We start from the raw sequence: 25,104 nt of genomic DNA, 5'->3' as shown, positions 1-25,104 counted from the left end.
CGCCGGCCGCAAATGGATTGCCCCCCCCGGCGCGAAGAAGCCGCGATCCGGCTGACTGCGTCAGAATCGGACATTCGCGTGCCCCCGCTGGCGCCCGGCCTCGTTCCCCGATTGAAAAAACCTTCCGACCCGCGTTCCGCCCCGCTTCCGATGCCTTCGATGAAAACCGCGCTGGCCGCGGCACTGCTGCTGACAGCGGCAATTGCCTCGCACGCCCAGAACCACAATGCCGTGCTGCCCTACGAGTCGCTGGACGGCACGGCGGTGGACGCGTCGTCCGAATACCTGGCGGCCAAGGCGCGCTGGCACAACGAGCTCGCGGCCTTTTCGCGCGCCGACCAGCAGCAGTTTCCGACCCCCGGCGGCGTGGTGTTCGTAGGCAGTTCTTCGGTGCGCATGTGGAAAACCCTTGCGCAAGACTTTCGGCAGGTGCCCGGCATCGTCAATCGCGGCTTCGGCGGCTCGACCATGGCCGACTGCAGCCTGTTTGCGCGCGACCTGGTGGTGCGCTACAAGCCGCGGCAAGTTCTGGTGTACGCCGGCGACAACGACCTGGCCGAAGGCCGCACGCCGCTGCAGGTGCTCGAAGCCTTTGCGCGTTTTGCCAACACCGTGCGCGCCGAACTGCCGAACACGCGCATCAGCTTCATCTCGATCAAGCCGAGCCCCTCGCGCGAGCACCTGATGCCGCTCATCCGCGAAACCAACAACGTGATCGCGGCCTACCTCAACCGGCTGCCCGACAGCGAATACATCGACATCTTCACGCCGATGCTCGGCGCCGACGGCCGGCCGAGGCCCGAGCTTTTTCGAAGCGACAGGCTGCACATGACGGACGAGGGCTACCGGCTCTGGCAGTCGGTCATCTCGGCGCGCCTGCCGGGGGCCGTTGCGGCAACCCCGGTTCCCGCACAAATGCAGCCACCCACGCCCGCATCTGCGCCCACGTCAGCGCCGGCCCTGCCCTGACGGTTATCAGGCGCGCGCGGGTTCGGTCGGCACGTCGTCCGCCGGCGGCGGTACGTCGGCCCCGCGCGTGAACCGCGCCACCGCATACATGCCGGCAAAAACCGCCAGCAGCAGCAAGCCGTCGCCCCACCAGGGCCGCGCGGTCTGGCTGTCGCCGTAGAAGGCCAGCACCAGCAACACCGCGACCAGGTGCGCGCAGAAAACGGGCAGCGAGGCCGAGCCCATGGCCTCCAGCCAATGCAGCCGCGGAATCTTGCGCATGAGCCACGGCCCGAAGCGCACCGCCAGGATGCCCAGCGTAACAAGATTGACGAGGCGCAGCGGGCCCAGTTGCCACTTGTCGAACAGCAGGTTCAGCTCCACGTCTCCGCCAAACGGTGCCTGGCCGTTGATGCCGTGGTGGCGCCACCAGAAACCATAGAGCGCAATGGCCAGTGCGGGCACCCAGAGCCAGGCCGGAAAACGCATTGGCTGCGCACCGGGCAGGTTGCGGCTGGCGCCGATGCACAGTCCCGCAAACCAGAGAAATTGCCACGCATAGCTGTTGAAGGCGCCCATTTCATGGAACGGCACCGTAATGCCCAGGTAGTGCACCGCCAACCCGTAGATCCATTCGCTGAGCCCGAACTGGGCCATGGCCCACACGGTGGCGCTCACCGCCATGACCAGCGCCCAGCCGTGGCGCATGGCAAATGCGAGCACCCAGGGGCTCATCAACATGAAGAAGATGTACATCGGCAAGATGTCGAGCAGCGCCGGTTCGTAGATGAGCAGCAGCCCGAACAGGAACCCGTCGCGCGGCTCCGCAAGGTAGTACGACACCAGGTTTTTCACGGCCGGCTGGTCGATGTGCAGGCCGAGCGCGGCAATGACCGTAAAGAGAAACAGCAGGATCGCCGCCTGGCAGAGATACACCTTGAGCACGCGCCGCCAGAAGGCCTGGCGCATTGAATCGACGCCGCGCACATGGCCGATGCGGCTGTAGACCAGGCCCGCCACGAAGGCCGACAGCAGCACGAAGCCCTCAGCGGCCGAAACAAAGCCGAAAGGCTGGCCCAGCGGGTCGGTAAGGCGCGTCGGCAGATGGGTGACGGTCATCAGCACGAGCATCAGCCCGCGCAAGGCGTCTATTTCCCAGTAGCGTTTCATCGGTCGGCGGCGAGGTCTTGGTGGCAGTCAGCGCGGCGCACGCACGACAGCCCCGATTGTATGAAGAGCGCGGCGGCATATGACTCCTGGCACTGCCGAACCGCCTTGCAAATCGGCTACGCTGCGCGGTGCTTCAAGGCGGAGAGAAAACAAGTGAAAAAAATTATTCCAACATTGCTTCTGGCCGGCAGTGCCTTTTTTGCCGGCCCGGGCTTTGCCCTCCAGATCACCAGCCTGACACCCCAAGGGGAAGTGTCGCGGGTGCGTCAGATCGTCGCCAAGTTCGACCAGGCGGCCGTTAACTTCGGCGATCCCAAGGCGCCGGCACCGTTGGCAGTGAGCTGCACCGATGCGCAGGCCGGCAAGGGAACCGGCCGATGGACCGATGCCAAGCAATGGGTCTACGACTTCGAGAACGACCTGCCGCCCGGTGTGCGCTGCACCGTTACGCGCATCTCCACGTTCAAGCCGAGCGCCGGCGGCGAACTCACCGGCCCCGATCGCTATCAATTCAATAGCGGTGGGCCGTTCGTGCGCAACTTCATGCCCGGCAGCTATGGCCGGATCGACGAGCAGCAGATGTTCGTGCTCGAGCTCAATGGCCCGGCCACCGTGGAAAGCGTGCGCCAGAACGTGTGGTGCGCGGCCGAGGGCATGGGCGAGCGCATTCCCGTGCGGCTGCTCGAAGGCGAGCAGCGTACGGGCCTGCTCAAGGCCTTCAGCCGCGAGAAAGAAGCCGCCAAGGAGCCCCTGCGCTTCATTGCGCTGCAATGCAACCGCACCCTCACCCCCGGCAGCAAGGTGCAGATCGTCTATGGCAAGGGCGTGGCTACACCGTCAGGCGTGGCAAACAACGTGGAGCGCCGGCTGAGCTTTCAGGTGCGCGAGCCGTTTGCCGTTTCGTTCACCTGCGAGCGCGAGAACGCGCAGGCCGGCTGCCTGCCGCTGCGCCCCATGCAGCTGCAGTTCAATGCGCCGGTCACGCGCAAGATGGCTTCGCAGATCCAGCTCAAGGGCGGCAAGGATTCCGTTGCGCCTTCGCTCGAGAGCGGCGGTGGATCGCCCAGCGACGACGACGTGGTCAGCTCGGCGAGCTTCGAGCCGCCGCTTGCCGAGAACACCAAGTTCACGATCGAACTGCCCGCCAAGTTCGAAGACGCCTCGGGCCGGCCGCTGGCTTCGCCCGGCAGCTTTCCGCTGAAGGTTGCAACCGGCGCCATGCCGCCGCTGGCCAAGTTTGCCGCCTCGCCCTTCGGCGTGGTCGAGCGGCTGGCCGAACCCGGCACGCCGGCCATGATGCCGGTGACCGTGCGGCGCGTGGAACCCGCGCTCATGGTGCAGGCGCTCACGCCCGGCAAGGTGAGCGACATGAACCCCAAGACCGACGCTGAAATCATCGCGTGGTTCCGCAAGGTGCGCCGCTACGACAACTACACCGTCTCGCGAGAACAGGCGCGCAAGGACATCAAGGGCGCGCTGCCGCCAGTCATCGACAAGGACGACCGCACCAGCCTGCAGACCCGCATGCTGTCTCTTCTTGCGGGCCAGCCCGGCGTGAAGGCACTCGACATGCCCAAGGCCGAAAGCGGCGATCCGCGTCCGTTCGAAGTCATCGGCATTCCGCTGACGCCCGGCTTCCACGTGCTCGAAATCGCTTCGCAAAAGCTCGGCGACGCGTTGCTGGACGAGCGCTACGGCGCCAGCCGCACGATGTACGTGCGCACCACGGCGCTGGCCACCAACCTGGCGGTGCACTTCAAGCTTGGCCGTGAAAACTCGGTGGCATGGGTCACCACGCTCGACAAGGGCAAGGTGGTGCCGAACGCCGAGGTTCGCGTTTCCGACTGCCGCGGCGTGGCCGTGGCGTCGGGCAAGACCGACGCCAACGGCATCGTCAACCTGGCTGGCGTTGCGCCCGATGCACCCAACTGCAGCGGCCCCGACGAATACACCGCGGGCGCATGGTTCGTGAGCGCGCGCGCCAAGGACGACAAGGGCGTTGAAGACCTGGCCTTCACCTGGAGCGACTGGCAGCGCGGCATCGAGCCCTGGCGCTTCAATGTGCCCACCAGCCTGCAGGCCGAACCCGACCGCGTCGCCCACACCATCTTCGACCGCACGCTCTTGCGCGCCGGCGAAACGGTGTCGATGAAGCACCTGATCCGCACGCAGACCAGCAAGGGCTTCGGCCTGCCGGAGAACCGGCCCGACACATTGGTTGTCACCCACACCGGCAGCGGCCAGCGCTTTACGCAGCCCCTTGCATGGCGCAAGACGCCGACCGGCGGCCTGAGCGCCGAAAACACGTTTGCGATTCCGCCTGCCGCCAAGCTCGGCGTGTACGAAGTCGTGCTGCGCACCGGCGACGATGCCGACGGCGAGGGCGAAGACGGCGACTACAACCGCAGCTTCTCCACCGGGCAGTTCCGCGTCGAGGAATTCCGCCTGCCGGTGCTCGAAGGCCGCATTGCGCCCGCCGAGAAAAAGCCGCTGGTCAGCGTGACTGCGGTGCCGGCCGACGTGCAGATCAACTACGTTTCGGGCGGCGGCGCCGCCAACCTGCCGGTGCGCGTGTCGGCCATGGTGCGCGGCAAGAGCCTGAGCTTTGCCGACCATGAGGCCTTCAGCTTCAGCCCGCCGCGCGTGCAGGCCGATGGTGCCCAGGCGGCAGCATCCGCCGCCGACACCGCAGGCAGCGAAGAAGACATCAACAGCGCCAGCGACACCCGCGTGATTGCCGACAAGCTGCCGCTCACGCTCAACAAGGACGGCGCCGGCAAGGTCACCATCGACAAGGTGCCCAAGGCCCGGGCCGCGCGCGAGCTGCTGCTCGAGGCCACTTATGCCGACCCGAACGGCGAGGTGCAGACCATCCGCAGCACGCAGACGCTGTGGCCCTCCTCCGTCATTGCCGGCATCAAGACCGAAGGCTGGGTTTCCACCAGCCAGAAGCTCAAGTACCAGGCGCTTGCACTCGACCTTTCGGGCAAGCCCCAGGCCGGCGTCACGCTGAATGTGCGCGCCGTGGCGCGCATCACCACCACCAGCCGCAAGCGCATGGTGGGCGGCTTCTACACCTACGACAACAAGACCGAAACGAAGGACATCGGCACGGTCTGCAGCGGCAAGAGCGACGCTCGCGGCCTGCTGCTGTGCGAATCCGAGCTCAAGGAGGCCGGCGAGGTCGAGCTGGTGGCCAGCGCCACCGACAGCGAAGGCCGCGACAGCCGCGCCGCCAGCTCGGTGTACGTGACCAAGCAGGGCGAACTCTGGTTCGGCGGCGAGGACAACGACCGCATTGACGTGCTGCCCGAGAAGAAGAGCTACCAGCCCGGCGAGATCGCCAAGTTCCAGGTGCGCAGCCCCTTCCGCTTTGCCACTGCGCTGGTGTCCGTCGAACGCGAAGGCGTCATCGAAACCCACGTGGTGCAGCTCAACGGCAAGGACCCGACCGTGAGCCTGGAGGTCAAGCCCGAATGGGGCCCGAACGCCTATGTGAGCGTGCTCGCCCTGCGCGGCCGGCTGCGCGAAGTGCCGTGGTACAGCTTCTTCACGTGGGGCTTCAAGGCACCGCGCGAATGGTGGACGGCCTTCTGGTACGAAGGCAAGGAATACGTCGCACCCACCGCCATGGTCGACCTGAGCAAGCCCGCCTACCGGCTGGGCATGGCAGAGATCCGCGTCGGCACGCGCGCACACCAGATCGACGTGACCGTGACCAGCGACAAGCCGAGCTACCCCGTGCGCAGCAAGGCGCAGATCACCATCTCCGCCAAGCTGCCGGACGGCAAGCCCGCAGCCGGTGCCGAAGTGGCCCTGGCCGCGGTCGACCAGGCGTTGCTGGAGCTCATGCCCAACGACAGCTGGAACCTGCTCAACGCCATGCTGCAACGGCGCAGCTGGGGTGTCTCCACCTCGACCGCGCAGATGGAAATCGTCGGCCGGCGGCACTACGGACGCAAGGCCGTGCCCGCGGGCGGCGGCGGTGGCAAGGGCCAGAGCCGCGAGCTGCTCGACACCCTCTTGCTGTGGAACCCGAAGGTGGTGCTCGATGCCAACGGCCAGGCCGTGGTGACGGTGCCGCTCAACGACGCGCTCACCACCTTCAAGATCGTGGCGGTGGCCGATGCGGGCACCAGCCTCTTCGGCACCGGCCAGGCCAGCATCCAGGCCACGCAAGACCTGCAGATCATCAGCGGCTTGCCGCCGCTGGTGCGCGAGGACGACCAGTTCCGTGCCCAGATCACGCTGCGCAACACAACGCAAAAGCCGATGAAGGTGGAAGCCGCGCCGCGCGCCACGCTGCTCACGCTCGAAAAGCAGACTGTCGACATCCCCGCCGGCGAAGCGCGTGAAGTTGCATGGACCGTGACCGCGCCCGCACAGCTTGCGCAGACGCGTGCCGAGGCCATCCTCTGGGAGATCGAGGCAAAGGACACCATCGGCGGCGCGCGCGATGCGCTCAAGGTGCGCCAGCGCATCGTGCCTTCGGTGCCGCTCACGGTGCAGCAGGCCACGCTGGTGCAGCTCGACGGCCCCTTCACCATCGACGTGGCGCCGCCCGCCGATGCGCTGCCCGGCCGCGGCGGCCTCAAGCTCGCCTTGCAGCCCAAGCTCGCAGAGGGCCTGCCGGGCGTGCGCGACTGGTTTGCCAACTACCCGTTCATCTGCCTCGAGCAAAAGACCAGCAAGTCGGTGGGCCTGCGCGACGCGAAGATGTGGCAGGGTGTGCTTGCCCAGCTGCCCACCTACCTGGACAGCGACGGCTTGGCCAACTACTTTCCGCCACGCGACGGCGAAGCCAACCGCGGCAGCGACATCCTGACCTCGTACCTGCTTGCGGCGACGCACGAGGCTGCTGCGCTGAACCCGGACTTCGCGCTGGCGGACGACGTGCGCGCACCCATGGAGTCGGGCCTCATCGCTTTTGTGGAAGGCCGCATCCAGCGCGAGTTCTGGAGCCCGCGCAAGGACCTGGACGTGCGCAAGCTTGCCGCGCTCGAGGCGCTGTCGCGCTACGGCAGCGCCAAGGCCAGCATGATCGGCAGCATCACCATTGCGCCGAACCAGTGGCCCACCAGCGCCGTGATCGACTGGCTCAACATCCTCAAGCGCATGCCCGACGTGCCGCAGCGCCAGCAGCGGCTGGACGAGGCCAACAACGTGCTGAAGGCGCGCCTTTCGTACCAGGGCACCAAGCTCATCTTCAGCACCGAGCGCGACGACTACTGGTGGTGGCTCATGACCAACGGCGACGTCAACACCGCTCGCCTGCTGCTCAGCGTGATGGACGACCCGGCGTGGAAGGAAGACATCGGCAAGCTCGCCAATGGCTTCATCGGCCGCCAGCAGAACGGCGCCTGGCACACCACCACCGCCAACCTCTGGGGCGGGCTCGCACTCGAGAAGTTCTCGAAGGTGTTCGAAAGCACGCCGGTGGCAGGTGTGACCGCCGCCACCCTCGGTGCGGCGAAGGCGCAGGTCGACTGGAGCAAGGTCGACCGCGTGAAGACGACCGACGCGGCCGGCGCACCCAACCAGGGCACCTTCTTCGGCGCGCCCGCCTCGCCGGGCAACCTGAAGAACAACACGATGTTCCTCCCCTGGGCGGCATCGCCTTCGGGCGCACCCGTGCGCGACACGCTTCTGGTTACCCAGCAAGGCACCGGCAAGCCGTGGCTCACGATGCAGTCGATTGCCGCGGTGCAGTTGAAGGCCCCGTTTGCCGCCGGGTACGCAATCAAGAAGACCATCACGCCCGTCGAGCAGGCCATCGCGGGCAAATACACGCGCGGCGACGTGTTGCGCGTGACCATCGAGGTCAACGCCAGCGCCGACATGACCTGGGTGGTGGTCAGCGATCCGATTCCCGGCGGCGCCACCATTCTTGGCAGCGGCCTGGGCCGCGACTCGCAGATTGCCACGCAGGGCGAGAAGAAGTCGGGCGCCGGCTGGCCGGCTTTCGAGGAGCGCAGCTTCGAGGCCTTCCGCAGCTACTACGAGTACCTGCCCAAGGGCGTGGTGAAGATGGAATACACCGTGCGCCTCAACAACGTGGGCGACTTTGCGCTGCCCCCGAGCCGCGTCGAGGCCATGTACGCGCCCGAGATGTTCGGCGAAACGCCGAACGCGCGGGTGAAGGTGGAGGCGGCCAAGTAAGCGCAACCGGCCGCCGTTCACGCGGCGGCGGTTCGCCTTCTACACCGCTCGAGCCATGAGTTTTTTCAGGCTGGCGCTGCTCCTCGGGTTGATGGCACCGGTTGCCGATGCCACCGCCGCCGAAGAGCGGGCGCGCGCCTTGGCAAGTGAGCACGGCTGCACCGCATGCCATGGCATGGTTCGAAAACAAGTCGGCCCCGGGTTCGCGCAAATCGCGGATCGGTATCGCAACGATCCGGCCGCTCCGTCGCAACTCGCGGCAAACATCCGAAACGGCAGCGTTGGAAGGTGGGGGCGAGTCATCATGCCGCGCCAGCCGCGCGTCACGGAAGAGGAAGCGCGGCTGCTCGCGCAGTGGGTTCTTTCCCAGCCTTCGCCACCGCCCTGAGCTTCGATCCGCCGCGAATCACGGCCGATCGGATCACCGGCAGGGCTTTACCGGTAGAACGCCTCGACCCTGCCCTTCAGCTTGATCAGCAGCGGCTTGCCCTTGCGGTCCACCGTCTTGCCCGCGGGCACCTTGATCCAGCCTTCGCTGATGCAGTATTCCTCTACATCGAGCCGCTCCTTGTCGTTGAAGCGAATGCCGATGTCGTGCTCGAAAACGGCCGCCACATGGTGCGGGCTGCGCGGGTCGGTAGACAGGTGGTCAGGCAGAGGCGGGAGGGAATTGGCTTCGGTCATGGAATAAACGGTTATCTATCTGAAAAACTGAACCGCACAGCTTAACGCCGCTTCCTTGTTGCCTTGGCGGGCGCCTTGGGCGCAAACCCGAGCGAAGCGCGCGCGAGCGCATCGGCCTCGTGGTTGCGGTGCCGCGGCACCCACCGCAGGCTTGCCTCTTCGAACGAGCCAAGCAGCGCACGCGCATCGTCGAACAAGCCGGCCAGGCGCGCAATCGGCTTTGCGCCGGATTCGCCAAGCTGCTCGACGAGGATGCTGTTGTCGGTATAGGCGAGCACCGCGGTCGCGCCCCTGGCCTTCAGTTCCTCGAGCGCGAGGGTCAGCGCCCGCAGTTCTGCCTCGTTGTTGCAGCCCGTGGCGTGGCTGGCCTGCGAGAGGGTGTGGCGCGTGCCGTCGGGCTCGGTGATAACCGCGCCGGCACCCATGCGGCCGGGGTTCGGCATGGCGCTGCCATCGCAGTACACCGTCCAGTGGCGGTCTTGCATCGGCCGCGCCCGCTCAGCAGTTGCTGCGCTTGATGCCCGCCAGGTTCTGGCAAGGCCGCTGGCCCGGAGGCGGACCCTGGTCTTGCGGGCGCGGAGGCCGTGGGCGAACGACCGGGCGGCCACCGTCGTAGTACGGATCGGGGCCCCAGCTGTACACCGGCGGCCCCTGTTCAGGCGCCACGCGCGGCTCTTCGACATTGCGCGGAATGATGGCGGGGCCCTGCGGCACGTTGTTTGCCGGGGGCTGCGGCAATGCCGCGCTGGGCGGGGGGGTGTAGGCCGGGCGCCGCGGTTCTTCGGACGACGTGGGCGGCACCACCGTCAGCGGCTCTGAAATGGGCACCTGGCGCGAGAGCTTGGTTCCGGGCGGGCACTGGCCCTGCGTGTAGACGATGCCGCCGCTCGCGTCGGTGCAGCGCACCACGTCCGCAGCATGCGCCATGACTGCGGCTGCAAAGACCGAAATGAAAAGAACCGATGTGCGCATCACGCGACCCTCGCTGTTCGCGGCCGAAGCCTGGCGTTGTTGTCTTCCCCTGGCAGCATTCTGGCCCGAAGCAGGGGTTTGCGGCGTCTTCCGTGCGGCCTTCAAGCCAGCACGCGCAGGCGCCCAGGGCCTCGCTCCATGCGGCCGACAACCGCAGCATCCGCAAAGCCTTCTCTCCTGAAAACCTGCAGCACGGCATCGGCAGAATCGGCGGCGCAGCTGACGAGCAGGCCGCCCGACGTTTGCGGGTCGCTCAGCAATGCCTGCGCGGCGGCGGGAAGGCCGCCCGCAAGCTCGACGTCCGCGCCGTATCCGGCCCAGTTGCGGCCGGAGGCACCGGTCACAAAACCATCAGTCACCATCTCGGTCACGCCTTCCAGCAGCGGCACGCGCGGCCACTCGATGGTGGCAGTGAGCCCCGCACCCCGCGCGAGTTCGAGCGCATGGCCAGCCAGCCCGAAGCCCGTCACGTCGGTGAGCGCATGCACACCCGGCATGGTGGCAAGCGCAATGCCCGGCGTGTTGAGCCGCGTCGTGTTGTCGATGAGTTGCCGGTAGCCTGCGAGCGACAGCTTTTCTTTCTTGAGCGCGGCGGAGAGCACGCCCACGCCAAGCGGCTTGCCCAGCACCAGCACGTCGCCCGCGCGGGCCTCGGCGTTGCGCTTGACGTGGGCCGGATCGACCAGGCCCATCACCACGAGCCCATAGATCGGCTCGACCGAATCGATGGTGTGGCCGCCCGCAATTGGAATGCCGGCCGCGCGGCACACGTCTTGGCCGCCGCGCACGATGTCGCCGATGACCTCCACCGGCAGCTGGTTGACGGGCATTGCCACCAGCGCCAGCGCCATGATCGGTTTGCCGCCCATCGCATACACGTCGCTGATGGCATTGGTTGCGGCGATGCGGCCGAACTCGTAGGGATCGTCCACGATGGGCATGAAGAAATCGGTGGTCGCAATCAGCGCTTGCTTGTCGTTCAGGCGGTACACGGCCGCGTCGTCGGCGGTTTCAATGCCCACCATCAGCTCGGGCGGAATCAGGCCGCCACCGCTGTTCTTCAGTATTTCGGACAGCACGCCGGGCGCAATCTTGCAGCCGCACCCGCCGCCGTGCGAAAAGCTGGTGAGCCGCAGCGGAGCCAGCGGGTTGAGCACGGAAGGCACGGAATTCGTCGAGGTGTCGGTCATGGCGCGGTTCATGTCGGGGCAGGCGTCCATTATCGAAGCCGGGCGCAAATGGCGCCCGGGCACGGGTTTCTACAATCGAAGGTTGTCCGTCCTTCCTTGCGCCACGCCGCGCCATCCCATGAAACCCATCCTCCGCATTGCCCTTGCACTTTCGCTTTCCGCCTTCGCCCTGGGTGCCTTTGCACAAGGCAAGGTGCTGCGCGTGTCCGCCATTCCCGACGAGGCGCCCACCGAACTGCAGCGCAAGTTCTCGCCGCTGGGCGACTACCTGAAGAAGGAAACCGGCATGGACGTGCAGTTCACGCCCGTGACCGACTACGCCGCGGTAGTCGAGGGCCTGGCCACGAACAAGATCGACCTGGCATGGCTCGGCGGCTTTACCTTTGTGCAGGCCCGCATCCGCACCAACGGCGGCGTGGTGCCGATCGTGCAGCGCGCGGAAGACGAGGTGTTTACCAGCAAGTTCATCGTGCCGCAGGACAGCACGGCCAAGACACTGGCCGACCTGAAGGGCAAGACCTTCGCGTTCGGCGCGCCCTCTTCCACCTCGGGCAGCCTGATGCCGCGCTACTTCCTGATGCAGGCGGGCATCGACCCCGAGAAAGACTTCAAGACCGTGGCTTTTTCGGGCGCACATGACGCCACCGTGGCTTTCGTGGCCGCATCGCGCGCCGAGGCGGGCGTGCTGAACGCATCGGTGTGGGAGAAGCTGGTCGAAAGCAAGAACCCCAACGCCGCCAAGGTGCGCGTGCTGGCCACCACACCCACCTACTACGACTACAACTGGACGGTGCGCCCCGGCCTCGATCCGGCGCTGACCAAGAAGCTCACCGAAGCCTTCCTGAAGCTCGACCCGGCCAATCCCGCCATGAAGGACATCATGAACCTGCAGCGCGCGAGCAAGTTCGTTGCCACCAAGTCGTCCAACTACGACGGTATCGAGGCGGCCGCCAAGTCGGCAGGCCTGGTCAAGTGATGCCGTTGCGGCGCGCCAGCGGAGCCGTCGCGTGAGCTTCTCGCTCGACCGGGTGGGACTGGTTCACCCGAACGGCCATCGCGCGCTGCAAGGCGTCTCGTTTGCCGCGCGCGCGGGCGAGCGGGTGGCCGTCATCGGGCCTTCGGGCGCGGGCAAGACCACGCTGCTTCGCGTGCTCGGCGCTGCGCTGCGTCCCGGCGAAGGCACCGTGCAACTGCTCGGCGAATCGCCATGGAGCATGCCGGCGCCGCGCCTGCGCGAGCTGCGCTCGCGCATCGGCACCGTGCACCAGAGCCCACCGATCGCGCCGCGCTTGCGCGTGGTCACTGCCGTGCTTTCGGGGCGGCTGGGGCAATGGAGCGCCATGCGCGCGTTGGCCTCGCTGCTGCGCCCGTCAGACCTTGCGGGGGCGCACGAGGTGCTGTCGCGCCTCTCGCTCGAAGACCGGTTGTTCGACCGTTGCGACCGCCTCTCCGGCGGCCAGTTGCAGCGCGTGAGCATTGCGCGCGTGCTCTACCAGCGGCCTGCATTGCTGCTGGCGGACGAGCCGGTGTCCGCGCTCGACCCCACGCTGGCCGACGCCACGCTGCAGCAGCTGGTGGCCCAGAGCGAAGCAACCGGCGCGACCCTCGTGGCATCGCTGCATGCGATCGACCTGGCGCTGCGCTGGTTTCCGCGCATCGTTGGCATGCGCAACGGGCAGGTGGTGTTCGATGAACCCGTGGGCAATGTGACCGAATCGATGCTGGCAGCGCTCTATGCAAGCGAAGGCGGGTTGCCGGTGCAGGCGCGCGAAGAGCCGCTGGACATTGCTCGAGGTGCGCTCGCTTCGGGCGCGGTGAACTCCATCGAACGGCCGGACTGCCTGTGAGCACCATGCAGCCCCTGCCCCCGAAAACGGCCGCCGCGCTGCGCGATCCGCTGGCGCGGCGCCGTGTGGTGTGGCTGCTGGCTGCACTCCTCGTTGCATGGCCGATGCTTCAGCTGTCAGGCTTTGCGCCATCGGCCCTGTTCGCGCCCGGCAACCTGCAGGTGATCGGCGGCTTCCTGGCCGGCTTTCTGCCGCCCGAAACCGCTCCAGGCTTTCTCGCGCTGCTGGCCAAGGCCACCCTGGAGACGCTCGCCATGGCCACCGCCGGTACCGCGCTGGCATTCGTCATCGGCGCGCCGCTGGCTTTCGTGACCACGCGCGCGCTCTCGGTGTCGCGCATCGGGCCGGGCCCGGGCCGCGGGCGAGCCGCCATGGCGCGGCAGGCCGGGCGTTCGGTGCTGATGGTGCTGCGCGCCATTCCTGAAATCGTGTGGGCGCTGGTCTTCGTGCGTGCGCTCGGCCTGGGCCCCGCCGCAGGTGTGCTCGCGCTTGCCATCACCTACGGCGGCATGCTCGGCAAGGTGTACGCAGAGGTGCTCGAATCGACCGACACGCGGCCCGCCCGCGCGTTGATGGAAAGCGGCGGCGGCCGCTTTGCCGCACTGGCGTACGGCCTTTTGCCCAATTGCGCGCAAGAGCTCATCTCTTACACCGTGTACCGATGGGAATGCGCAGTCAGGGCCTCGGTGGTCATGGGCTTTGTGGGCGCGGGCGGCCTGGGCCAGCTCATGGACCAGTCGATGAAGATGCTCAACGGCGGCGAGGCCAGCAGCATCCTGCTGGTGTTTTTGGTGCTGGTGCTGCTCGCCGATGCGCTGAGCAACGCGTTGCGGCGGTTGCTGGCATGAACGGGCACGTCGACTTGAGCAAGCCGCCTCGCTGCGTCCGCTGCTGGGTGGCGTCGGCGCTGGTGCTCGCAGCCGCGGTGGCGAGCTTTGCCTACCTGGCCATCGACTACCGCGCACTGTTCACCACCGAGTCGATAGGCCTCATGGGCAAGTTCATCGCCGAGTTCTTTCCGCCCGATCTGTCGAGCGCTTTTCTTGCCAAGACCGCATGGGGCGCGCTGCAGACGCTGGCCGTTTCGGCGCTGGGCACGCTGCTGGCCGCCGCAGGGGCCGCCGCGCTGGCTTTGCCCGCCTCGGGCCGCTCAGGCCTCGTGGTGCGGCAAGGCTGCCGTTTCGTGCTCAACTTTCTGCGCAGCGTGCCCGAGCTGGTGTGGGCCGCGCTCATGGTGCTGGCCGCGGGCATCGGCCCCTTTGCCGGTGCGCTTGCACTCGCATTGCACACCACGGGCGTGCTGGGCCGCCTGTTCGCCGAAAGCCTGGAGAACGCACCTCGCGAGCCCGAACAGGCGCTGTCGCTCAGCGGCAGCGGTGCGGCTGCGGCCTTTGCCTACGGCAGCTTGCCGCTCGTGCTGCCGCAATGGGTGGCGTATGCACTGTATCGTTGGGAAATGAACATCCGGATGGCCGCGGTGCTGGGCTTTGTGGGCGGCGGCGGCCTGGGCCAGCTTCTCTACTTTCATTTGTCGATTTTTCAACAGCAGCAGGCCATGACCGTATTGATTGCAATGTTCGTCCTGGTGGCGCTTGTCGACCTGGCAAGCGGCCGGCTGCGCCGCAACCTGGGGCACGCCCATGCGTGAACACGACAACCCGCGCCACCAGCCCACTCGCGTGGCAGACCTGCCCCGGTTCGACACCGTCATCGACGCGCGCTCACCCGCGGAATTTGCGCTCGACCATATCCCCGGCGCCATCAACTGCCCGGTGCTCGACGACGAAGAGCGCCGCATCGTCGGCACCATCTACAAGCAGACCGGCGCCTTCGAAGCGCGCCGCGTGGGCGGCGCCATGGTGGCAGCCAACCTCGCACGGCACCTGCGCGAACGCTTCGGCGACCAGCCCGCCAACTGGCGCCCGCTCGTGTACTGCTGGCGCGGGGGGCTGCGCAGCGGTTCCATGGTGACCTGGCTGCGCCTTGTCGGCTGGGACGCGCAGCAGCTTGCCGGCGGCTACAAGAGCTTTCGCCACCACGTGCTGGCGCAAATCGAAGCCACCTCCCCCAAGCTGCGGCTCAAGGTGATCTGCGGCGCCACCGGCAGTGCCAAGACGCGCGTGCTGCAGGCGCTGGCCGAGCGCGGCGAACAGGTGCTCGACCTGGAGCATTGCGCAAGCCACAAAGGCTCGCTGCTGGGTGCCCTGCCCGGCGTGCCGCAGCCCTCGCAGAAGCAGTTCGAAACGCGCATAGCAACCTGCTTCGATGCGCTCGACCTCTCGCGCACGCTGTATGTGGAAGGCGAGAGCGCCCGCATCGGCAGGCTCTCTGTTCCCATTCCCCTGGTAGCGCACATGCGCGCCGCCGCATGCATAGAAGTTCAGGCAGACGCGGCCGCGCGGCTCGACTACCTGCTGCGCGACTACGCCTACCTGGGCGACGACCGCGCAGCGCTTGCGGAGCAGCTCGGCAGGCTGAAGGAAATGCAGGGCAAGGCGGTAGTGCAGCGCTGGCAGGAGTGGGCGCTCGAGGGTAATCTGCCGCAGCTTTTTGCAGAACTGATGGCGCTTCACTACGATCCGCACTACGAGCGCTCGCAGGCGCGCCACTTCGAGAAGTGGCCTCTGCGGCAGCATGTGGCGGCGCCCGACCTCACGGACCAGGGCATCGAAGCAGTGGCGGACGCGATCATTCGGCTGAATGCCGCAGGGTGAGGTGTTCGCTCCGGCTGCCGCCACGCTTCGCTACAACGCAACGCAACCAGAGGCACGCTCAATGACACTCGAATGGCGCCACTCGCATGAAGACATCGACTGGGAAGAACTCGCCCGGCTCTACCAGGCCGCACCGCTCGGCAACAAGCAGCCCGACGGCCTGAAGCTCGTGTTCGCCAACAGCATGTTCAAGTGCGTCGTGTATGACGACGGCCGCATGGTCGGCGCCGGACGCGCGGTGGCCGACGGGCTCGACTGCTCCTACATCTGCGACGTGGCCGTGCACCCGACCCACCAGGGCACGGGTCTTGGCAAGCAGATCGTCTCGCGGCTCATGGATCTTTCGAAGGGGCACCGCAAGATCATCTTGTATGCGGTGGCCGGCAAGGAGACCTTCTACGAGAAGTTCGGCTTTCGGCGCATGAAGACGGCCATGGCCATTTTCGAAGACCAGGCGCAGGCCGCGGAGCGCGGGCTGATCGAGTGAAATGGAGTTCGCCCATGTGCAGAAGCATCAAGACCCTCTACAACTTCGAGCCTCCGGCCACCGAGCAGGAGATCCGCGCGGCTGCGCTGCAGTTCGTGCGCAAGCTCAGCGGCTTCAGCGTGCCCTCCAAGGCCAATCAGGACGCCTTCGAGCGCGCGGTCGATGAGGTGGCCGCAACGGCCACGCGCCTGATCGATTCGCTGGTCACCACCGCCGAGCCGCGCGACCGGGCCATCGAGGCGGAGCGCGCAAAGGCCAGGTCGGCCGCGCGCTTCGGCACCTGACCCCCAACAACTGCAACACCCCTGGAGAACCTTCATGCCCCTTGAACTCTGGCTCGCCTTCGTTGCGGCGTCTGCCGTGCTGTTGATCATTCCCGGCCCGACCATCCTCACGGTGATCAGCTATTCGATGTCGCATGGCCGGCGCGCCAACGTTCCGCTGGTTGCAGCGGTGGCGCTGGGCGATTCAACGGCGTTGGTGGTTTCGCTGCTCGGCCTGGGCGCGCTGCTGGCCGCCTCTGCGTTCTGGTTCACGGTGGTGAAGTGGGTGGGCGGCCTGTACCTGCTGTACCTTGGCATCAAGCTGCTGCGTGCGGGCATCACGTCGTCCGAACTCGCGGCGCCTGCCGCTCCCGATTCGCGCTGGAGGCTGTTCGCCAATACCTACCTGGTAACGGCGCTGAACCCGAAGGGCATCGTGTTTTTCGTGGCGTTCCTGCCGCAGTTTCTGAGCCCCGGGGCCGACATGACGCGCCAGCTGTGGGTGCTGGCGGTCACCTTCGTGGCCATGGCGGCGCTCAATGCCACCCTCTACGCGGTGTTTGCGGGCTCGGCCCGCAAACTGCTTTCGTCGCCGCGTGCGCAGCGGCGTTTCAACCTTGCGGGCGGTTCGCTGCTGAGCGCGGCAGGCGTGTGGGCGCTGCTCGCGCGCCGGCCCACCTGAGGCGCCCTGCAGCCTGGATCAGCGATACGGGTTGTTCGGCCGGCGATCGTAGCGGTTGGGCACCCCGTCGCCATCGCGGTCCCGGTCATACCGGTTGGGCACGCCGTCGCGGTCCCTGTCGCCGCCATAGTATTGGCCGCGCGGCGGTGGCGGACGGTCGTAAGGTGCAACCACGCAGCCGGCCAGGACAGCCGATGCGGCAAGCAGAATTGCCAATGTCTTTTTCATGATTTCTCCTTGGAGTTTTCAAACGCGGCCTGCCTCCGCAAGCCGACGTCTGCATTGAAGGCCACCTCCGTCACGGCTACGTATCCCGAATGAAGCGGGGGCGTGAAGTTCGTTACCGGATGTGGAACCTTGCTGCGAACTTTGGGCGTAATTGCTGAGCAAGAGAGGCAGCGGCACGCCCGAGTCGGAGTAGGTGCAGTTCCCGTGGGCGCATCGCCGAGAATGGCGCGGCTTCGCCATCGATTTGCCCGCCTCAAGTTCACGCCCTTCATGCATCGCCCGCCGTTTACCGCCAGCCATCTTGCCGCTGCATTGATCGTGGCTGCCTGCATGCAGCCGGCCCTTGCATTTGCCGCCGGTGCGGTGGGCTTCGATGAAGTGAAGCGCGGCTTCCGCTCTTCAGACACCGCGGTGCTCGACCGCAACGGCGAACTGCTGCAGCGCGTGCGCACCGACGCCTCGGTGCGGCGCGGCCAATGGATTGCGCTGGCCGATGTTTCCCCGGCGCTGCGCATGGCCATGGTGCTGAGCGAAGACAGGCGCTTCTACGAGCACAGCGGCATCGATTGGCGCGCGGTCTCTTCCGCCGCATGGGCCAACCTGTGGAACACGCGCACACGAGGCGCCTCGACCATCACGATGCAGCTGTCGGGCCTGCTCGACGAAGACCTGCGCCGCGCCAACAGCGGCCGCTCGTTCACGCAGAAGATCGGCCAGACGGTGGCCGCTGCGCAGCTGGAGCGCAACTGGCGCAAGGACCAGATCCTGGAGGCCTACCTCAACACGGTGCCCTTCCGCGGGGAGATCGTGGGCATCGACGCGCTCTCGCGCACGCTGTTCGGCAAGGCGCCCAGCGGCCTGGACGTGCGCGAGGCCGCCGTGGCCGCGGCGCTGGTGCGCGCGCCCAACGCCAAGCCCGCCATCGTGGCGCAGCGCGCGTGCGAGGTCATGCGCGCCATGGAGCCGGGCCAGAAAATCGACTGCGACGCAATCGACATGTTCACCAGCGCAGCAGTGCAGCGGCGGGCATTCGATGCGAACGAAGGCATTGCACCGCATGCGGCACGGCGCGTGCTGAAGGAGCTGGGTGATGCCGGCGAGGCCCCAACCGCACAGCCCGCGGCCGCGCGGCAACCGGCCCCGAAGGAAGCGGCCGTGCGCACCACCCTGCGCGCGCCGCTGCAGCGCTTTGCGCTCGACGCGCTGCAGCGCCACCTGAAGGAACTTCGCGGGCGCCACGTGGAAGACGGCGCGCTTGTGGTGCTCGACAACGCGAGCGGCGAGGTGCTCGCGTGGGTCGGTTCCTCAGGCCCGCTGAGCCAGGCGGCAGAGGTCGATGCGGTCACCGCGCTGCGCCAGCCCGGCTCCACGCTCAAGCCGCTGCTCTATGCGCAGGCCATTGCCGAGCGCCGGCTCACCGCGGCATCGCTGATCGACGATTCGTCGGCACAGATCAACACCGCGAGCGGCCTCTACATTCCGCAGAACTACGACCGCCAGTTCAAGGGGCCGGTGTCGGCGCGCACCGCGCTTGCCGCGTCGCTCAACGTGCCGGCCGTGCGCACGCTGGTGATGGTGTCGCCCGAATCTTTTGCGCGGCAGCTGCGCGCGGCCGGGCTGCCGCTGCGCGAAAGCGGCGACTACTACGGCTACAGCCTCGCGCTGGGGAGCGCCGAGGTATCGCTGCTGTCGCTCACCAATGCCTATCGCATGCTGGCCAACGGGGGGCGCTACGGCACCACCACGCTGACAGCACGCATGCCCACGCCGGCGCCAGCCGCATCGGCGAAAGCAAAGCCCGCTGAAAGCCCCGCCCCGCTCATCGTCGACCCTGCCACGGCATTCATCGTCGGCGACATCCTGTCGGACGCGAATGCGCGCACGCGCACCTTCGGGCTCGACAGCATTCTTTCGACGCGCTTCTGGACCGCGGTAAAAACCGGCACCAGCAAGGACATGCGCGACAACTGGGCCGTGGGCTGGTCGCAGCGCTACACGGTGGGCGTGTGGGTCGGCAACGCAAGCGGCGCGTCGATGTGGGACGTGAGCGGCACCAGCGGCGCAGCGCCGGTGTGGGCCGAAGTAATGCGCTTCCTGCACGCACGCGAGCCGAGCCGCGCGCCCAGGCCGCCCGCGGGCTTGGTCGAGGCGCGCGTAACGTTCGGGCCCGGTGCGGACGGCAATCCGCTGGAAGCCTCACGCAGCGAGTGGTTCCTGCAGGGCACGGAACAGCCGCTCTTTGCGCTGGACACCGGCGCCGGCACTCCGGCAAACACCGCGGCCGCGCGCATCACGGCGCCGGTGGACGGCACCATCATCGCGCTCGATCCGGACATTCCGCCCCTGCACCAGCGCGTGCGGTTCGAATCCGAAGGCCGGGGGGTGCAATGGCGCATCGACGGCAAGCACTTTGCGCGCGGCAACAGCGCGCAATGGCTGCCTTGGCCGGGGCGCCATGTGATCGAACTGGTCGACGCAACTGGCAAGGTGGTCGACCAGCGCAGGCTCGAAGTGCGCGGCGCGGGCGTGGTGGCAAAAAACAGCCGCTAGATTGCCGGGCGCTCCGGCACCCGCCAATCCCCTGCTTTCGACTGCGGCATTGAACTCGGCCGACAATTCATCTAATGATTCAATGAATAGGTCTTTCTAATTCATATGCTGGCCCAAGCACCTCGAACCTCTCTTGCCGATACCGCTGCCAACAGCATCCGCGCCGAAATCTCGGCCGGCCGCTGGACAGTCGGCTCGCGCATTCCCATCGAACCGCAGCTTGCGCTGCTTCTGGGCGTAAGCCGCGGCACGGTGCGCGAGGCCGTCAAGACGCTGGTCTCGCGCGGCCTGCTCGAAGTGCGGCAAGGCTCGGGCACCTATGTGCGCTCGGGATTCGATCCCTCGGCCAACTTGCAGAAGATGCGGCGCGCGAGCTTGCGCGACCAGTTCGAAGTGCGCCGCGCGCTAGAGGTGGAGGCCGCGCGGCTTGCCGCCGTGCGCCACACCGCCAAGGACCTGCGCAACCTCAAGGCCCTGCTCGCCAGGCGCGGCTTGCCGGACGAAAGCGACGGCGGGGCAAGCTTCATCCAGCGCGACCTGGATTTTCACCTTGCCATCGTCGACATCTCGGGCAACCTGGCCCTGGCCGAAACCTGCCGCTTCATTACCGGCTACATCAAGGACACCATTGCCAGTTCGATGGGCACCAGCCTGCCGGAGCCCGACAACGCGGCGCACGAATCCATCGTCGAGGCCATTGCAAGCCGCGACCCCGATCGCGCCGCCGAAGCAGTTCGCGCCTTCATGGCTCCCATGATCGATGCACTCTCGCAAGCCGAGGCATGAAAGCGATTCGATGAGCGCCGTGCCTTTTTCTACGAACCGCGCCGCCGGTGAACTGCTGATAGACGCCGAGGCAGACAGCCTGCCCGCGCCGCACCCCACACCGGCGCCAAGCCTGGCCCGCCGCATATTGCTGGGCGCAAGCGTGGTGCTGATTGCCTTCAACCTGCGCCCGGTGTTTGCCAGCCTTTCGGTCATGCTGCCCGAAATCATGGCCGCCACCGGCCTTTCGGCCACTGCCGCGAGCTTGCTGACCACCTTGCCCATCGTCTGCCTGGGCGCGTTCGCGCCGCTGGCGCCTGGCCTCGGCCGGCGCTTTGGTACCGAACGCACACTGCTCGGCTGCATGGTGCTCATCCTGGTGGGCACCGCGCTGCGCGGCACGGGCAACGTTCCGCTGCTGTTCCTGGCGTCGGCCATTGCAGGCAGCGGCATCGCGGTGTCGAACGTGCTGCTTTCGGGCCTGGTGAAGCGCGACTTCGCCGGACAGGCGGCGTTGATGATGGGCCTCTACACCATGGCGGTGTGCGGAGGCGCCGCAAGCGCGGCAGGGCTCACGGTACCGCTCGAACATGCGCTGGGCGGCGGCTGGACTTATGCGCTGGCCATGTGGGCGCTGCCCGCGCTGCTGGTCACGCTGATCTGGGCGCCGCAGGCCCTGCCGGTGAAGCCGGTGGCAAGCGAATCCGGCTTTACCGTGCGCGGACTCTGGCGCGACCGGCTGGCCTGGCAAGTCACTTTCTTCATGGGCTTGCAATCGGCCCTTGCGTACATCGTGATGGGCTGGCTCGCGCCGATCTTGCGCGAGCGCGGGCTCGGCGGCGAAACCGCGGGCTACGTGGTGTCGCTCGCAGTCATGACGCAGGTGGTGACCTGCCTCGTCGTTCCCGCGGTGGCGGTCAAGCTACGCAACCAGCGCGGCCTTGCGGTGGGCCTTGCCCTTCTGACCCTTGCCGCCATGCTGGCAATGCTGTTCGCGCCGCTTTCGGGCGTGTGGTTCTGGGCCGTGCTGCTGGGCATTGCGCAAGGCGGCACGTTTGCTCTTGCGCTCACCTTCATGGTGCTGCGCTCACCCGATTCGCATGTGGCAGCACACCTCTCGGGCATGGCGCAGGGCGTGGGCTACATGGTGGCCGCGTGCGGCCCGCTGGTCGCCGGCCTCCTGCACGGCTGGACCGGGAGCTTCCGCGCGTCGTCATGGCTCTTCATCGGGCTGGGCATTGCGCTGGTCATTGCAGGCCTGGGCGCGGGGCGCACGATGCTTGTGGGTGCGGTGACGGTTCCTCGACGCTGAGCCAAACGCTCCGCGGCGGCTACTGCGGTCCGCCGCAGAAGCCCACCCTTTCGGTCGTCCTGGCCGTGAAGTGAAGGCGCGTGGTGGTGGCCCCGCTTGCGGGCGTGTCCGAGGGCCATTCGCTCTGCAGCCACGTGTATTGCCAGCTGTAGGGGCCACCCGGCCTGCCGGGCTCTTCATACGCAATGCGAAGGCTGCCGCTGCTCTCGTCGTGGCAGTGCTTCGAGTTCTTGTATTCCTTCTCGCTGAAGCAGGCGCGGATCATCTTCGAGCAGGAAAAAGGAATGCCTTCGTGCACGGCGCTCGTGCCGTCGAGCGGCACGAAGTCGGCCTTGCTGAACGAGGCGCCGCCGCCCGAGTACATCTCCGACACCGTTTGCAGCACTGCCATGGCCCACTGCCCTTCGGCCACGGGGTAGAGCGCCGGCGCAAGCGAAAGGCGCGTGTCGGACAGGCCCGCGCTGGCGTCCTTCTTCATGCTGGCCACATAGGCGCTGAAGTCATGCAGCCTCTCGAGCTGCCACGCCTTCGCGTCCTTGTCGCGCCTGACACGTGCCATGGCCAGCGGCTCGGCGGAGAGCACCGCAAAGTCGCTCGCGGAGGCGCCCCGCATCCGGTACAAGCCCAATTCCTGCGGGTCGCAGGGCTGGGGCAGCAGTGCGCACAGGCGCGTGCGCCATTCCGGGTCGATCGCTTGCGGCTTCTTGACAGCATCGAGCAACTGTGCCGATGGTGCGGCAAACGCATGGCCCGCCAGCAACGTGGCGAGCGCCAGGGTGGCGGGGCAAAAAGCAGGCAGCTTGTTCATGGCGGCGATGGTAGCCACAGGCTCTGAAAGATGCTGCTACGAAATGCGCTTGCACACCAATGTTGTAGCCTTCTGCCTTGGCCGCCCGGCCTTGAAACGGAGCAATCAATGGCTGACAAGATCCTGGTTTTCTACGGTTCCTACAGGTCGGACCGCATGGGCATTCGCCTGGCGGACTATTTGGTGGCGGGCTTGAAATCGCGCGGCGCCGATGCCGAACTGATCGACGCCCAGGCCGTCGGCCTGCCCATGCTCGACCGCATGTACAAGGAATATCCCAAAGGCACAGCGCCCGCGCCGATGGAAGCGCTGGCGCAAAAGATACGCGGTGCGGACGCCTTCATCTTTGTGACCGGCGAATACAACTGGGGCCCGCAGCCGGGCCTGAAGAACCTCACCGACCACTTTCTCGAGGAATGGTTCTGGCGGCCCGCCGCGGTTGCCAGCTACTCGGCCGGCCGGTTCTCGGGCGTGCGATCGGGCACCGTGTGGCATTCGATTCTTTCGGAAATGGGCATGGTGGTCGTCTCGAGCACGCTCGCCGTCGGGCCGATTTCACAAACGCTGGATGCGGACGCCAAGCCGACGGGCAGTGCGGGCGAATCTCTGCAGCGTTCGTTCGGCCGCTTTGCCGACGACCTGGCCTGGTGGACCGAAGCCGCGCGCGAGCAGCGGGCGCGCAAGGCGCCGCCTTACTGACAGGCCGGACATGGTGGTGTTCCTGCCAGAGCTGGCGGGGTATTCGGGCCGTGAGCGCATGAACGTCATCGCCGCGTTCGATGTACGCATTGCACAGCGCAATGCTCTTCAAGATTGCGGGCCATGCTCACGAGGCCTCGGCAGGCCCATCAGCGCGCATGTGCATGGCTCGGCGTCTCGAGGTTTTCGGCGACGGGCCTCAGGGCACTCCACTCTTCCGCAGAATCGGGCAAGAAATCGACACGGAGCGGATAACGCTCGCAGGGGTGCCTTTTTAACAATGGCCCGACACGCGAAGCCGAACAGGCTTTTCGATCCACACCATCGAAGGAAAGGCGCACACCATGTCCCCGAACACATCCACAACGACGACCATGCACCGCGGCGGCAGCACCTTTGCCGCACTCTCGCTTTCGCTCGCGATGGCTTCCGCGCCTTCGCATTCGCACACCGCCGCGGCGGGCGCGCCCACTGACCAGAACCGCTATGTCGGCATGTGGGTAACCAAGGACGGCTACATCCGCCACGAGTTGCTGCCTGGCGGCCGCTACGACGAGGCGCGCGGCAACCGCCGCAGCGCCTACCAGGGCCGCTACACGCTGCGCGGCGATCACATCGACTACATCGACGACACCGGCTTTACGGCCGATGGCGACTTTCGCGACGGCGTGCTGTACCACGCCGGAATGGTGCTCTACCGCGAAAGCACGCCGCGGCGCTGAGCGCAGGCACGCGTGTTTTTTGCAGAATCGGGCAAGAACGCCGTTCGATTCGTATAACGCCCGCGGCACCATCGGCGCGAAACTTGTCACCATGCCGGCGCAACGTTGCGCCATGGTTCACACAGACCAGCACGAGGAGTTTCTTATGAGCGCAATCCAGGAAAAAGTCGTCCTCATCACGGGCGCAAGCGGTGGCATTGGCGCAGCGGCCGCACGGCTGCTGGCACGGCGCGGCGCCAAGGTGGTGCTCGGTGCGCGCCGCACCCACAAGCTCGAGGCACTGGCCGAAGAAATCACGGCAGCGGGCGGAACGGCGAGCTTCCAGCGGCTCGATGTGACCTACCGGCCCGACGTGGAAGCGTTTGCCGAATTCGCACTCGAGCAGCACGACCGCATCGACGTGCTGGTGAACGCCGCGGGCGTGATGCCGCGCTCGCCGCTGTGGACACGCAAGATCGACGAGTGGGAACTGATGATCGACGTGAACCTGCGCGGCGTGCTGCTGGGCATTGCAGCGGTGCTGCCGACCATGCAGGAGCAAGGCTGGGGCCATATCGTCAACGTGGCGCCGGTGCCCGCGCATGGCGTGTCGCCCAATTCAGCCGTGTATTGCGGCACCCAGTATGCGGTGGACGCCATCTCCGAAGGGCTGCGGCAAGAGCATGCCGGCCGGGTGCGCGTGACGGTGGTGCGCCCCGACGTGAGCGAGGCAGACAACACGCTGGCCGACCGCATTGCCTCGTGCAGCAGCTTCGAGCGCATGGTCACGCAGCGGCGCATCGCGGTGCCGGTAGAGGCCGTGGCACGCTCGATTGCCGGCGCCGTCGAAGGCAGCAGCATCTCGGCACCCCGGCGCCAGGCCTGGCGGCCCAAGCCCGCCGAGCACGCGCTCTGACCGGCGATG

24 protein-coding genes are annotated in these 25,104 nt (G+C 67.0%); 17 read left to right on the top strand and 7 right to left on the bottom strand.

The window, feature by feature from the left end; all coding sequences use genetic code 11:
- Window positions 1-159 precede the first annotated feature (159 nt).
- Window positions 160-969 carry an SGNH/GDSL hydrolase family protein gene (locus J2X67_RS02040; RefSeq protein ID WP_309950824.1) on the top strand — a complete coding sequence of 270 codons (810 nt, stop codon included), beginning with the start codon at window positions 160-162 and terminating at the stop codon, window positions 967-969.
- Between the two features lie 6 nt (window positions 970-975).
- Here J2X67_RS02040 and opgC read toward each other — a convergent pair whose 3' ends face one another.
- A complete protein-coding gene (gene opgC, locus J2X67_RS02035) occupies window positions 976-2,118 on the bottom strand; it encodes an OpgC domain-containing protein (RefSeq protein WP_309950031.1) in 1,143 nt (380 codons plus the stop codon).
- A 153-nt stretch (window positions 2,119-2,271) separates the two neighbouring features.
- Between opgC and J2X67_RS02030 the strand changes: the two genes are divergently transcribed.
- Window positions 2,272-8,277 (top strand): MG2 domain-containing protein, encoded by a 6,006-nt coding sequence (locus tag J2X67_RS02030; RefSeq protein WP_309950029.1) that lies wholly within the window; start codon window positions 2,272-2,274, stop codon window positions 8,275-8,277.
- Window positions 8,278-8,332: 55 nt separating this feature from the next.
- The gene (locus J2X67_RS02025) at window positions 8,333-8,665 is read left to right on the top strand and encodes a c-type cytochrome (protein ID WP_409050454.1); all 333 of its coding nucleotides are present in this window, start codon (window positions 8,333-8,335) and stop codon (window positions 8,663-8,665) included.
- A 47-nt stretch (window positions 8,666-8,712) separates the two neighbouring features.
- Here J2X67_RS02025 and J2X67_RS02020 read toward each other — a convergent pair whose 3' ends face one another.
- The 4 genes from J2X67_RS02020 to selD all read right to left on the bottom strand — a co-directional run bounded on the left by J2X67_RS02020 (window position 8,713) and on the right by selD (window position 11,123).
- Complete coding sequence (locus J2X67_RS02020; protein WP_021006088.1) at window positions 8,713-8,961, bottom strand: DUF3297 family protein; 249 nt, start codon at window positions 8,959-8,961, stop codon at window positions 8,713-8,715.
- Window positions 8,962-9,002: 41 nt separating this feature from the next.
- Entirely contained in the window at window positions 9,003-9,446 is a 444-nt protein-coding gene (locus J2X67_RS02015; protein ID WP_309950026.1) for a ribonuclease HI family protein, read from the bottom strand.
- 13 nt (window positions 9,447-9,459) lie between these two features.
- Entirely contained in the window at window positions 9,460-9,933 is a 474-nt protein-coding gene (locus J2X67_RS02010) for a hypothetical protein (protein ID WP_309950024.1), read from the bottom strand.
- Window positions 9,934-10,034: 101 nt separating this feature from the next.
- Window positions 10,035-11,123 (bottom strand): selenide, water dikinase SelD, encoded by a 1,089-nt coding sequence (gene selD / locus J2X67_RS02005; protein WP_309950820.1) that lies wholly within the window; start codon window positions 11,121-11,123, stop codon window positions 10,035-10,037.
- A 118-nt stretch (window positions 11,124-11,241) separates the two neighbouring features.
- Between selD and J2X67_RS02000 the strand changes: the two genes are divergently transcribed.
- The 8 genes from J2X67_RS02000 (at window position 11,242) to J2X67_RS01965 (ending at window position 17,116) form a co-directional block, all read left to right on the top strand.
- Window positions 11,242-12,099, top strand: coding sequence for a putative selenate ABC transporter substrate-binding protein (locus tag J2X67_RS02000; protein WP_309950022.1), 858 nt, complete (start codon window positions 11,242-11,244; stop codon window positions 12,097-12,099).
- A gap of 31 nt (window positions 12,100-12,130) precedes the next feature.
- Window positions 12,131-12,970, top strand: coding sequence for an ATP-binding cassette domain-containing protein (locus J2X67_RS01995; protein WP_309950020.1), 840 nt, complete (start codon window positions 12,131-12,133; stop codon window positions 12,968-12,970).
- A 5-nt stretch (window positions 12,971-12,975) separates the two neighbouring features.
- Complete coding sequence (locus J2X67_RS01990) at window positions 12,976-13,818, top strand: ABC transporter permease (protein ID WP_309950019.1); 843 nt, start codon at window positions 12,976-12,978, stop codon at window positions 13,816-13,818.
- Window positions 13,815-14,618: a phosphonate ABC transporter, permease protein PhnE gene (phnE, locus tag J2X67_RS01985; protein ID WP_309950017.1), complete on the top strand. Its 804-nt coding sequence runs from the start codon at window positions 13,815-13,817 to the stop codon at window positions 14,616-14,618. Before J2X67_RS01990 ends, phnE begins: the two co-directional genes overlap by 4 nt.
- The gene (gene mnmH / locus J2X67_RS01980; protein WP_309950015.1) at window positions 14,611-15,684 is read left to right on the top strand and encodes a tRNA 2-selenouridine(34) synthase MnmH; all 1,074 of its coding nucleotides are present in this window, start codon (window positions 14,611-14,613) and stop codon (window positions 15,682-15,684) included. The genes phnE and mnmH overlap by 8 nt, the downstream gene beginning before the upstream one ends.
- 61 nt (window positions 15,685-15,745) lie before the next feature.
- Entirely contained in the window at window positions 15,746-16,171 is a 426-nt protein-coding gene (locus J2X67_RS01975) for a GNAT family N-acetyltransferase (RefSeq protein WP_309950013.1), read from the top strand.
- A gap of 14 nt (window positions 16,172-16,185) precedes the next feature.
- Entirely contained in the window at window positions 16,186-16,455 is a 270-nt protein-coding gene (locus J2X67_RS01970; RefSeq protein WP_309950011.1) for a DUF2277 domain-containing protein, read from the top strand.
- Between the two features lie 34 nt (window positions 16,456-16,489).
- Window positions 16,490-17,116 (top strand): LysE family translocator, encoded by a 627-nt coding sequence (locus J2X67_RS01965; protein WP_309950009.1) that lies wholly within the window; start codon window positions 16,490-16,492, stop codon window positions 17,114-17,116.
- 18 nt (window positions 17,117-17,134) lie between these two features.
- Here the strand turns inward: J2X67_RS01965 and J2X67_RS01960 are convergent, their stop codons facing one another.
- The gene (locus J2X67_RS01960) at window positions 17,135-17,344 is read right to left on the bottom strand and encodes a thrombospondin type 3 repeat-containing protein (protein WP_258504674.1); all 210 of its coding nucleotides are present in this window, start codon (window positions 17,342-17,344) and stop codon (window positions 17,135-17,137) included.
- A gap of 270 nt (window positions 17,345-17,614) precedes the next feature.
- Here J2X67_RS01960 and pbpC point away from each other — a divergent pair, with 270 nt between their 5' ends.
- The 3 genes from pbpC (at window position 17,615) to J2X67_RS01945 (ending at window position 21,971) form a co-directional block, all read left to right on the top strand.
- Entirely contained in the window at window positions 17,615-19,894 is a 2,280-nt protein-coding gene (gene pbpC, locus J2X67_RS01955; RefSeq protein WP_309950006.1) for a penicillin-binding protein 1C, read from the top strand.
- Between the two features lie 105 nt (window positions 19,895-19,999).
- Window positions 20,000-20,680 carry a FadR/GntR family transcriptional regulator gene (locus J2X67_RS01950; protein ID WP_309950004.1) on the top strand — a complete coding sequence of 227 codons (681 nt, stop codon included), beginning with the start codon at window positions 20,000-20,002 and terminating at the stop codon, window positions 20,678-20,680.
- A gap of 10 nt (window positions 20,681-20,690) precedes the next feature.
- Window positions 20,691-21,971, top strand: a complete 1,281-nt coding sequence (locus J2X67_RS01945) for an MFS transporter (protein WP_309950003.1) — start codon at window positions 20,691-20,693, stop codon at window positions 21,969-21,971.
- 19 nt (window positions 21,972-21,990) lie between these two features.
- Here the strand turns inward: J2X67_RS01945 and J2X67_RS01940 are convergent, their stop codons facing one another.
- A complete protein-coding gene (locus tag J2X67_RS01940; protein ID WP_309950001.1) occupies window positions 21,991-22,797 on the bottom strand; it encodes a hypothetical protein in 807 nt (268 codons plus the stop codon).
- Between the two features lie 90 nt (window positions 22,798-22,887).
- Here J2X67_RS01940 and J2X67_RS01935 point away from each other — a divergent pair, with 90 nt between their 5' ends.
- The 3 genes from J2X67_RS01935 to J2X67_RS01925 all read left to right on the top strand — a co-directional run bounded on the left by J2X67_RS01935 (window position 22,888) and on the right by J2X67_RS01925 (window position 25,095).
- Window positions 22,888-23,478, top strand: coding sequence for an NAD(P)H-dependent oxidoreductase (locus J2X67_RS01935; protein WP_309949999.1), 591 nt, complete (start codon window positions 22,888-22,890; stop codon window positions 23,476-23,478).
- A 344-nt stretch (window positions 23,479-23,822) separates the two neighbouring features.
- Complete coding sequence (locus J2X67_RS01930) at window positions 23,823-24,200, top strand: Atu4866 domain-containing protein (RefSeq protein WP_309949997.1); 378 nt, start codon at window positions 23,823-23,825, stop codon at window positions 24,198-24,200.
- 145 nt (window positions 24,201-24,345) lie between these two features.
- Window positions 24,346-25,095: an SDR family oxidoreductase gene (locus J2X67_RS01925; RefSeq protein WP_309949995.1), complete on the top strand. Its 750-nt coding sequence runs from the start codon at window positions 24,346-24,348 to the stop codon at window positions 25,093-25,095.
- Window positions 25,096-25,104 lie beyond the last annotated feature (9 nt).

Origin of the sequence: Variovorax sp. 3319 (genome assembly GCF_031456585.1) — a bacterium.
Taxonomy (GTDB): domain Bacteria; phylum Pseudomonadota; class Gammaproteobacteria; order Burkholderiales; family Burkholderiaceae_C; genus Variovorax; species Variovorax paradoxus_P.
Note: the sequence above shows the minus strand (reverse complement) of the source record. Positions and strands in the feature narration are given on the sequence as shown.